This window comes from Arthrobacter sp. Bi26, from assembly GCF_918697925.1.
Lineage (GTDB): Bacteria > Actinomycetota > Actinomycetes > Actinomycetales > Micrococcaceae > Arthrobacter.
In genome coordinates, this window is sequence record NZ_CAKKMF010000133.1 from 1 (window position 1) to 8530 (window position 8530).

General features: G+C 67.7%; 7 protein-coding genes. 6 read left to right on the forward strand and 1 reads right to left on the reverse strand.

Going from position 1 to position 8530, the window contains the following annotated elements; all coding sequences use genetic code 11:
- Positions 1-315: 315 nt before the first annotated feature.
- The 5 genes from LQV16_RS21885 (at position 316) to LQV16_RS21905 (ending at position 5154) form a co-directional block, all read left to right on the forward strand.
- Complete coding sequence (locus LQV16_RS21885) at positions 316-1134, forward strand: DeoR/GlpR family DNA-binding transcription regulator (RefSeq protein WP_229995964.1); 819 nt, start codon at positions 316-318, stop codon at positions 1132-1134.
- The gene (locus LQV16_RS21890) at positions 1131-2117 is read left to right on the forward strand and encodes a hexose kinase (protein ID WP_229995965.1); all 987 of its coding nucleotides are present in this window, start codon (positions 1131-1133) and stop codon (positions 2115-2117) included. The genes LQV16_RS21885 and LQV16_RS21890 overlap by 4 nt, the downstream gene beginning before the upstream one ends.
- A 2-nt stretch (positions 2118-2119) precedes the next feature.
- Complete coding sequence (locus LQV16_RS21895) at positions 2120-4201, forward strand: fructose-specific PTS transporter subunit EIIC (protein ID WP_229995966.1); 2082 nt, start codon at positions 2120-2122, stop codon at positions 4199-4201.
- Positions 4202-4271: 70 nt separating this feature from the next.
- Complete coding sequence (locus LQV16_RS21900; RefSeq protein ID WP_229995967.1) at positions 4272-4553, forward strand: HPr family phosphocarrier protein; 282 nt, start codon at positions 4272-4274, stop codon at positions 4551-4553.
- Between the two features lie 313 nt (positions 4554-4866).
- Positions 4867-5154: a Rho termination factor N-terminal domain-containing protein gene (locus LQV16_RS21905; RefSeq protein WP_229995968.1), complete on the forward strand. Its 288-nt coding sequence runs from the start codon at positions 4867-4869 to the stop codon at positions 5152-5154.
- Positions 5155-5189: 35 nt separating this feature from the next.
- Here the strand turns inward: LQV16_RS21905 and LQV16_RS21910 are convergent, their stop codons facing one another.
- Entirely contained in the window at positions 5190-6179 is a 990-nt protein-coding gene (locus tag LQV16_RS21910) for a Ku protein (protein WP_229995969.1), read from the reverse strand.
- A 40-nt stretch (positions 6180-6219) separates the two neighbouring features.
- Here LQV16_RS21910 and ligD point away from each other — a divergent pair.
- Positions 6220-8530 (forward strand): non-homologous end-joining DNA ligase (ligD, locus tag LQV16_RS21915; RefSeq protein WP_229995970.1); only part of this gene is annotated, 2311 nt, incomplete at its 3' end.

Consider the following 8530-nt stretch of genomic DNA (forward strand, 5'->3'; position numbering starts at 1 on the left):
ACGCAGCACATGCCCAGCCTTTCAAGCGAGCCGTGGACATAGTGCCATCATGCCCGCTCCCCGGCCCGAACACTGGACATGTCCCGCAGAACCCGCCCCGCAGCCATCCCCGAACAATGGACATGTCCCCCGCCGCGGACACAACTTTCTGCGTTCATGTGGTTTTTCATTGACAAACCAACACGAACGAAGATAAAGTCAAACAATTCCACTTCATGTGACGGGAGTCACCGAAGCGGCGGGAACGGGTTTTCGAAATACGGAAGCCCGGGCAAGAACAAAACCAAGTCAGACGCAGTACGCAATGGAGGGTAAGTGTTCGCCGAAGAGCGCCAGCAGCTGATCGTGGGGCTCATCTACGCCAGCGGCCGGGCCAGCGTCACGGACCTGGCCGAACGCTTCAGCATCACCACCGAAACCGTCCGCCGGGACCTCGCCGCCCTGGAAGCCGCCGGCAGCGTCCGCCGGGTGCACGGCGGCGCTGTTTCCCCCGACCGCTTCAGCACCACGGAGGAAAGCATCCTCGAGCGGACCGTTCAGCGGCAGCCCGAGAAGATCCGGATCGCCGAGGCCGCTCTTGCCCTCATGCCCCCGGGCCTCACCGGCAGCATCCTGATCGACGCCGGCTCCACCACGGAGGCCCTCGCCGAGCTCCTGTCCGCCCGGGCCGCCGGAGCCGCCGCAGCCGGCAGTCTGCCCGGACCCGGGTCCGACGCCGAACTCGTCGTCATCACCCACTCCCTGCCCATCGCATCCAGGCTCTCCGGCGAACCCGGCATCGCCCTGCACCTGCTCGGCGGCAAAGTCCGCGGCCTGACCCAGGCCGCTGTCGGCCAGTCCACGGTGGAGGCCGCGCGCCGGATCCGCCCGGACATCGCCTTCATCGGCACCAACGGAATCCATGCAGCCTTCGGGCTGAGCACACCCGATCCTGAAGAAGCCGCTGTCAAGGCTGCCTTCGTCCAATCAGCGCGCCGCATAGTGGTGCTGGCTGATTCCTCCAAGCTGGACGCGGAGACGCTTGTCCAGTTCGCCTCGTTGAAAGATCTGGACACCGTGATCACAGACACGCAACCCAGCCGGGAACTCGCCGACGCCCTTGCGGAAGCCGGAGTGGAGGTGGTGGTCGCGTGATTGTCACCCTCACCGCCAACCCCAGCCTGGACCGCACCGTAGCGCTGCCCGGCCCGCTCCTCCGCGGGGAAGTTCAGCGGGCCATCTCCGTCCGCCAGGAATCCGGGGGCAAGGGAGTCAATGTCTCCCGCGCCCTCGTCGCCTCGGGGCTCAAGACAATTGCTGTCCTCCCCGGCTCGGAGGCCGACCCTGTCCTCACGGGCCTGCGGGAGACCGACGTTCCGTTCGCGGCCCTCCCGATTGGCGAGCCGCTGCGCAGCAACGTGGCCCTCACGGAGCCCGGCGGCGTCACCACCAAGATCAACGAACCCGGACCGGTCCTCAGCGCGGATCAGCAGGAGGCCCTGATCAGCCTGTTGCTGGACCACGCACGCGGTGCCGCCTGGGTGGTCCTGGCCGGCTCGCTCCCACCCGGGGTTCCAGCCGACTTCTACGCGACCGTCACGCGGCGGCTGCGTTCCCTGTTCGACGGCGAGACCGCACCTCGGGTCGCCGTCGACTCATCCGGCGAACCCCTCGCCGCAGCGGTCTCCGGCGACACCTCGGGAAAACCGGACCTCTTGAAACCCAACGCCGAGGAACTGGTGGAACTGGCTGCCGCAGCCGGGTTCGCCACGAACAAGTCCGCCGAGGAGCTCGAAGCGGACCCGGAGGCTGCAGCAGCGGCCGCCTCCGCCGTCGTGCGCTCCGGAGTGGGTGCTGTACTGGCCACCCTCGGTTCCAAGGGCGCCGTTCTTGTGACGGCCGACGGCGCGTGGCTGGCCACGCACCCGCCGGTCACCGCGGTCAGCACTGTCGGCGCCGGCGATTCCTCGCTGGCCGGATACCTGCTCGCATCCAGCCAGGGCGCCGCCCCGGTCGATTGCCTCCGTCAGGCGGTGGCCCATGGTGCCGCCGCCGCTTCCCTGCCTGGCTCCACTGTCCCGGCAGTCAACCAAACCACCCCTGATGCCGTAACCATCACGGCCCTCCGGAAGGATTGACAGTGACACAGCTCATTACTACCGAACTGGTCGAGCTCGACCAGAATCTGGGCAGCTCGCCCGAGGACGTGATCCGGCATCTGGCAGGCAGAGTTGCAGCCACCGGACGCGCCACCGAGGCCGAAGGCCTCTTCGCCGACGCCTTTGCCCGGGAATCGAAGACCGCCACGGGAGTCCCGGGCGGCATCGCGATCCCGCACTGCCGCTCGACGGCGGTCACCGAACCCACCCTGGCGATGGCGCGGCTGTCCCAGCCGGTCGACTTCGGCGCCAAGGACGGGCCCGCGGACATTATCTTCTTCATCGCCGCTCCTGAAGGCGCGGACCAGGACCACTTGAAGCTGCTGTCGAAGCTGGCGCGGTCACTGATCAAAAAGGACTTCACGGCCAGCCTGCGCGCCGCGACCTCCCAGGCGGAGATTGTCGAGCTCGTCGACGCCGCCTTGGCGGACAAGCCGGCCGCCCACACCCCTGCCGAAGCGACCGGCGCCGCTTCCGCGGCCGCCGCCTCAGCCACTGTCGCGGGTGCTGAGGGAGAAGGTGCCGGCGCAGCGAAGGCCAAGAGGCCCAAGCGCCTCGTCGCCGTCACAGCCTGCCCCACCGGCATCGCCCACACCTACATGGCCGCCGACTCGCTGGTTGCCGCGGCCAAGGAAGTCGGCGTGGACCTGCAGGTGGAAACCCAGGGATCCTCCGGCGCCAAGGCCCTTGACCCCGCCGTGATCGCGGCCGCCGACGCCGTGATCTTCGCCGTGGACGTGGATGTGCGCGGCAAGGAGCGCTTCGCCGGCAAGCCGGTCATCAACGCGCCGGTCAAGCGCGGCATCGACGAACCGGACAAGATGGTCGCCGAAGCACTCGCCGCCGCGGACAATCCGCACGCCCACCGCGTGCCGCACTTCGGCGCCGAGGAGCAGGCCGAGCTCGCGGCCGAGGAAAAGAGCGAACACATCGGCACGAAGCTGAAGAAGGCCCTCCTGACCGGTGTCAGCTACATGATCCCGTTCGTGGCCGGCGGCGGTCTGCTGATCGCCCTAGGCTTCCTGTTGGGCGGCTACGACATCACCGCCTTCGCGGACAAGATCCTGGCGGAAAACAGCCTCTTCAACCTGCCCACCGTGTATCCGGAACTGGCGTGGGGCCCGCTGGGCGCATACCTCGGTGCCGTGATGTTCAAGATTGGCGCCCTGTCCCTGGGCTTCCTCGTACCCGCACTGGCCGGCTACATCGCCTACGCCATCGCTGACCGGCCCGGCATCGCCCCGGGCTTCGTGTCCGGCGCTGTTGCCGTCTTCATGGGCGCAGGGTTCCTCGGCGGCATCGTGGGCGGCCTGATCGCCGGCTACGTGGCACATTCGATCGGCAAGCTCAACGTGGCCCGCTGGCTGCGCGGCCTGATGCCGGTGGTCATCATCCCGCTCATAGCGTCGCTCGCGGCTTCCGGCCTGCTGTTCGTGTTCCTGGGCGCCTACATCGCCCGGGTCACTGTCGGGCTCAACGAATTCCTGTCCGGCCTCACCGGTGCCAGCGCCATCGCCCTGGGCGTCATCCTGGGCCTGATGATGTGCTTCGACCTCGGCGGTCCGGTCAACAAGGTGGCCTACTCCTTCGCCGTCGCCGGCCTGGGTGCAGCCTCCATCACCAACCAGGCCCCGTGGCAGATCATGGCAGCCGTCATGGCCGCCGGCATGGTCCCGCCGCTGGCCATGGCACTTGCTGCGACCGTGCTGAACAAGAAGCTCTTCAGCCTCGCGGAACAGGAAAACGGCAAGGCCGCCTGGCTGCTGGGCGCCTCGTTCATCACCGAAGGCGCCATCCCGTTCGCCGCCGCCGACCCGCTGCGCGTCATCCCCGCCAGCATGCTCGGCGGAGCCGTGACAGGCGCCATCTCGATGGCGGCGGGCGTGGGGTCCAAGGCCCCGCACGGCGGAATCTTCGTCTTCTTCGCGATCGATCCCTTCCTGATGTTCGTCGTCGCCATTGCGGCCGGTACCGTCGTGAGTGCCTTCGCCGTGATCGCGCTCAAACGCTGGGCAGTCAAGAAGCCGGTTGATACGGTGGAAACGGTTCCCGTAGCCGCCTGAACCAGTGCATGATTCTTTCAAGCAAACACCCACAGCTGATAAACACAGAAGCTGACTTCAAGGAGCAGAAATGACCGAACGTAACGCCACCATTGCCAGCCGCGTTGGGCTGCATGCCCGTCCGGCAGCCATCTTCGCCGAGGCTGCAGGCGAGTTCGACAACCTCGAGATCACGATCGCCCGCCTGGGCGAGCCGGAGGACGAGGCCATGGACGCCGCCAGCATCCTGTCGCTGATGAGCCTGGGCGCCTCCCACGGCGAGGTTGTGGTGTTGCGTGCCAAGGGCGAAGGCGCCGACGCGGCACTGGACCGCCTCGTGCAGATCCTTGAGACGGATCACGACGCCGAATAGCCTCACCTTCCGGCCCCGCGCCGGAACACCGGCAGCTTCAGAAGGCCCGGCCGCCCCCGATGAGGGGCCGGCCGGGCCTTCGCGTTGCCGGGCCACCCCTGTGGCTGCGCCGGCTTGAACTGGCTGGATTGGCTGGATTGGCTGAATTGGCTGGGCTGGCTGGGCTGGCTGCGCGGGAGACCGTGATTTTTGTCAGTGAGCTTAGTGAATGCTTGTCACGGCTCCGCGGCGCGGCTAGTTTGGAATCCCCGGCGGCACCGTCCGCGGGCCGCCGCCCAAGTGGTTCCCGGCCGAAGGAGATGATCGCGCAGCCATGCCAACAAAGAAGGGCGAGCCCCGCGGCTCAGAAAGCCCCAGCATCAAGGACCCCGAGCTCTACGAGAAGCTGCTCGAGGACGGCGCCTCCAAGCAAAAAGCCGCCAGGATCTCCAACGCCGCCGCCAAACGGGGCCGTTCCTCAGTCGGCCGCAAGGGCGGCAAGGCCGGAGACTATGAGGACTGGACAGTGCCGCAGCTGAAGGCACGCGCCAAGGAGATCGGCCTCACGGGCTACTCTGCCAAGAAGAAGAGCGAGCTCATCTCCGCCCTGCAGAACTCCTGATTAGCGTGCGCGACGGCGCCAGCCGGCTTCCGGGCTCAGGCACCCTTTCGGGCCGTCTTCGCGGCCGTCGCTGTGGGAGCCGCCGCCGTCTTGGAAGCCGCAGTCTTGGCAGAACCAGCCCTGGTGGAGGCCGCCTTGGTGGCTGTGGACTTGGACGCCGGCGTCTTCGCGGCTGCCTTGGGGGCGGCCTTGGCCGCCGGTCCGGAAGCCCCGGCCGGCGCCTCCGCGGCACCTCCCCCTCCGCCGCGCTTTTTCTCGATGCTGCGTTTGAGGGCTTCCATCAGGTCGATCACTTCGCCCTCGCCGGCCTCGGCAGGGGCGCCGAAGGTCTCCTCCGTATCCAGCGACTCCCCCTTGTCCAGCTTCGCCTCGATCAGCTGGCGCAACTGCTCCTGATAGTCGTCCGTGAACTGGTCCGGCTCAAAGTCGGAGGCCATCGAATCGACCAGGGCGGCGGACATCTCGCGTTCCTGCGCCGAGATCCGGATGGAGGTCTCGAGTGCGGGAAAGCTGGCTTCGCGGACTTCGTCGGCCCACAACAGCGACTGCAACACCAGGACCTCATCGCGAATCCTCAGCGCGCCCAGCCGCGTCTTGTCCCGGAGCGCGAACTGCACAACTGCCACACGGTCCGTGTCCTCCAAGGCCCGCCGCAGCAGCACATAGGCCTTGGGCGACTTGGAGTCGGGTTCAAGGTAGTAGCTTTTTTCAAACATCATGGGATCGAGCTGATCGGCCGGAACGAACTGGACCACTTCGATTTCGTGGCTGTTTTCCGCCGGGATGGACTTGAGCTCGTCGCGGGTCAGGACCACCGTGCGGCCATCGTCCTCATACGCCTTGTCGATGTCCTCGTAGTCGATGATCTTGCTGCAGACCTCGCAACGGCGCTGGTAGCGGATCCGGCCGCCGTCGGCGTTGTGGACCTGGTGGAGGCTGATGTCGTGGTCCTCGGTGGCGCTATAGACCTTGACCGGCACGTTGACCAGCCCGAACGCTATTGCGCCTTTCCAGATGGCTCTCATGGATCAAGTGAACATCACAGTTGCGCGGAGGTGAAGGGTTTTGCCCAACGGTAAAGAGCGCGTCCGGGTGGACGGACGCGAACTGGTGCTCACCAACCTGGAAAAAGTCATGTACCCGGAGACGGGCACCACCAAGGCCGACGTCCTGGCCTACTATGCCGCCGTCGCACCAGTGCTGATCCCCGCGGCCCGCAACCGGCCGGCCACGCGGAAGCGCTGGGTCCACGGCGTCGGGACCGCCGATGCCCCCGGGGAGATGTTCTTCCAGAAGAACCTGGACCATTCAACGCCCGGCTGGGTGCCCCGCGCCGCCATCACGCACAAGGACCGGACCATCCAATATCCCCTGGTCAATGATCCCGCCACCCTGACCTGGCTGGCCCAGATCGCGGCCCTGGAGATCCACGTGCCGCAGTGGCGGGTGGACTCCCACGGCAATGCCTTGCCTCCCGACCGGCTGGTGCTGGACCTGGACCCCGGCGAGGGTGCGGGACTGGCGGAGTGCGTGGAGGTGGCCCGGCTGGCCCGCACCATCCTGCAGGACGTGGGCCTAGATCCCGTGCCCGTAACGAGCGGCAGCAAGGGCATCCACCTCTACGCCGCCCTGGACGGATCCCAGAGCTCGGACCAGATTTCCGATTTCGCCCACGAACTGGCCCGCTCGCTCGAAGCAGACCACCCGGATCTGGCCGTCAGCGACATGAAGAAGACCCTGCGCGCCGGCAGGGTGCTCGTGGACTGGAGCCAGAACAACGCCGCCAAGACCACCATCGTGCCGTACTCGCTGCGCGGCCGGCCCCGGCCTACGGTGGCCGCACCGCGCACGTGGCGGGAACTCGGATCCCCCTCGCTGCACCACTTGGACTTCCAGGAGGTAATGAAACGCGTCGCCGCCGGCAAGGATCCGTTCGCTCCCGTCTCCGGCGGCCGGCACGACGGCGGAGCCGCCGCGGCCCACGCGGCGGAACACCCACCCGGAGGACGGACCGAGACATCTCCCGAGCAGGCCGGCAACGGCGGCGACACCGACCCGCGGCTGGACGAGTACCGCACCAAACGGGACCGGGCAGGCACGCCAGAGCCCTTCACGGCGGAACGGCACCAGGCCGGGGACGACGGCGGGACACGGCAGGAGAAATTCGTCATCCAGGAGCACCACGCCAGGCGGCTTCACTACGACTTCCGGCTCGAACGCGACGGGGTGCTGGTGTCCTGGGCACTGCCCAAGGGCGTCCCGACCAGCAAGGCCAAGAACCACCTCGCGGTCCAGACCGAAGACCACCCGATGGACTACGCCGACTTCGAAGGTGACATTCCCCAGGGCCAGTACGGCGCCGGGACGGTCAGCATCTGGGACCGCGGATACTACGAATGCGAAAAGTGGATCGCCGGCAAGGAGGTCATCGCCACCCTGACCGGAGCGGAGGGCGGCGGCCTTGGCGGGCCCCGCAGGTTCGCCCTGATCCACACCGGTCAGGCCAACGACCAATGGCTCATCCACCTGATGGACCCGGCGGGCTCGGCCAAAGGCCACCCCGGCGCGCGGCGCCCGTCCGGCACAGCGGACGACGCCGACGACGGCGGCGGCGGCCACGTCGAGGGCGAAGTCGAGGGCGACGACGGAGCGGACGCCGGCACCGGCGCCGAACCGGCCCCCGACGCCTCCGGGTTCAGTCCGATGCTGGCCACGTCCGGGACCCTGGCGGACCTGCCGGACCTGGACTGGCAGTACGAGCTCAAATGGGACGGCGTGCGGGCCCTGGTCATCGGCGACGCCACCAGAATCCGGCTCATCAGCCGGAACGGCATCGACATGTCCGTGAGCTACCCCGAACTCACGGACCGGGCCCGTTGGCCGGAACAGGGCTTCGTCGCCGACGGCGAGATCATCGCCGTCGGGCGCTCCGGCCGGCCGGACTTCGGCCTGCTGCAGAGCCGGATGAAACTCAGCAAGGCCGCCGACGTCACCAGGGCGCAGGAGTCGACGCCTGTGCGGCTGATGCTGTTCGATCTGCTCTTCGACGCCGGCCAGGACCTGCGCCGCCTGCCGCTGAGTGAGCGCCGGCACCGGCTGGAGCAGTTCTTCCGCCCTTCCGCCGGCCCGGTGGAACTCTCCGGCGTGATTGACGGCGACGCCGCGCACATCCTGGAAAGCGTCGCCGAGCTGGGGCTGGAGGGTGTCATGGCCAAGCGGACAGACGGGCGCTATGTCGGCCAGCGCAGCCGGTCCTGGCTGAAGCTCAAGATTGAGCGGACCCAGGAGGTGGTGGTGGGCGGCTGGCGGCCCGGAAAGGGCGAACGCGGGGATTCCGTTGGCTCGCTGCTGCTGGGAATACCGGACGGCTCGAAGC

Excerpts from the sequence above, each read along its gene's own strand:
- LQV16_RS21905 (WP_229995968.1), top strand. The coding sequence starts at position 4,867 with ATGCCAACAAAGAAGGGCGAGCCCCGCGGCTCAGAAAGCCCCAGCATC.
- LQV16_RS21910 (WP_229995969.1), bottom strand. The coding sequence starts at position 6,179 with ATGAGAGCCATCTGGAAAGGCGCAATAGCGTTCGGGCTGGTCAACGTG.
- LQV16_RS21900 (WP_229995967.1), top strand. The coding sequence starts at position 4,272 with ATGACCGAACGTAACGCCACCATTGCCAGCCGCGTTGGGCTGCATGCC.